The organism is Mesorhizobium sp. M7A.F.Ca.CA.002.05.1.1 (assembly GCF_003998335.1).
Taxonomy (GTDB): domain Bacteria; phylum Pseudomonadota; class Alphaproteobacteria; order Rhizobiales; family Rhizobiaceae; genus Mesorhizobium.
The window spans coordinates 1-1577 of sequence record NZ_RZQI01001149.1 but is presented as its reverse complement, the minus strand read 5'-3'; the positions used below and the strand labels follow the sequence as shown (position 1 = coordinate 1577).

Below are 1577 nucleotides of genomic sequence, written 5' to 3'. Positions count from 1 at the left end.
GCCCATCTGCTCATGCAACTGGGCTTTCAGCTCAGGCGTCGCACGCGCCCCGAGCAGGACGGCTGCGGGATCGCCCGGAACGGCCTGGATCATCAGCAACAGCAGCGTCACTGCGACCACGATGATCGCGGCCGCCAGGGCGGTACGCTTGGCAAGGTATAGCCACATATCCTGATCCAGCCCTTCCCGGCGATCGCCGCGCTATGCCGATTTCGGCTCGAAACCGAGATAGAGCGGCCGCCCGTCGGGGCGCGTGTCGGCCTCGAGCTCGGTCGTCCGATACATGATGGGCGATCCCTCATGGGTGAGGAAGCGGTAGGAGCCGGAATCCTCCATGATGTCCTGCATCTCATAATACATCTTGGCCCGTTCCTGCGGGTCTTCGACGGTCACCGCCTTGGCGTTGAGTTCGTCGAAGCGTTCGCTGCGGAAGCGCTCCCAGTTCCAGACCCCCACCTGGTCTCGCACGAAGAAGGTGGTGGCGTAGTAGGGATCCGGCACCATCGAGAAGCGCTGCACGATCAGCTGCATGTCCTTCCAGCGCTCGCCTTCCGATTCCATGCCTATGGTCCAGAAAGAGCCGGAATCCTGAACATTGACCTCGACCGTGATGCCGATCTGCGACAACTGCGCCTGGACCATTTCCGCGATCGTTGAAAAGGTGGTCACGTTGAGCGCATCAATGGTGAGGCTGAGTTCGGTGATGCCGGCCTTGGCGAGATACTCCTTGGCTTTTTCGAGATCGCCTTCCGGCGGTACCAGTGCCTTTTCCCGATGCCCGACCAGACCCGGAGCAATGAGGCCGGTGGCGACCTGCGCCTGGCCCGAATAGGCCGCATCCATGATCTGCGGCACGTTGATCGCCCATTGGATTGCCTTGCGGACATTGACATCCTTCAGCTTCGGGTGATCCGAATTCATGCCGATATAGACGTAATAGAGCGAGGGTTTCTCCTCGATCTTGGTGTTCTCGGGCGGGCTGCCCTTCAACGTGGCCAGCGAATCGAGGCTGAAATCAGTGAAGTCGATGTCGCCGGCCTGATAGGCGCGCTCAGCGGTCTTGATGTCGCTCATCGGCAGGATATGGATTTCGTCGAAGCCCGGCTTCGGACCCTTCCATTCGGGATTGCGGGTCAACAGGACGAGTTGGTTCGGCTTCCAGTCCGACAGCATGTACGGACCTGAAAAGCAGGGCGGCTTCATGCCGAAATCGCCGCCGTCGGCAACTGCCTTCGTCACCGCTTTTTTCGAGACGATGTGGCCGCAACCATAGGGCAGCGTGATGTTCCAGAGCGGCACGAACGGGGTCTTGAGCACGATGACGCCAGTATGGTCGTCCTCGATGTCGACGCGGTCGAGCGGACCCCAGTCACCCTTGACCGGAGAGTTGTGCTGGATAACGCGCTCAAACGAGAACTTTACGTCCTCAGTTGTCATTTCGCCGAAGTCGCCAGTGAAGTTGATGCCCTTCTTCAGGCGGAAGCGGATGTGCGTCGGATCGATCTGCTCGACGGATTCGGCAGCTTCCAGCTCCCAGCCCCACTCCGAACCCGGCTTGTATCGGGTGAGCTTGGTGT

The 1577-nt window shown here is 60.2% G+C and carries 1 protein-coding gene and 1 pseudogene; both read right to left on the bottom strand.

Annotation, left to right across the window (positions count from 1 at the left end; genetic code table 11):
- Positions 1–168: pseudogene (locus tag EN939_RS39510) on the bottom strand (ABC transporter permease); the annotation flags it as partial.
- Between the two features lie 33 nt (positions 169–201).
- The coding region (locus tag EN939_RS33500; protein WP_127271746.1) for an ABC transporter substrate-binding protein at positions 202–1577 on the bottom strand (1376 nt) is incomplete at its 5' end.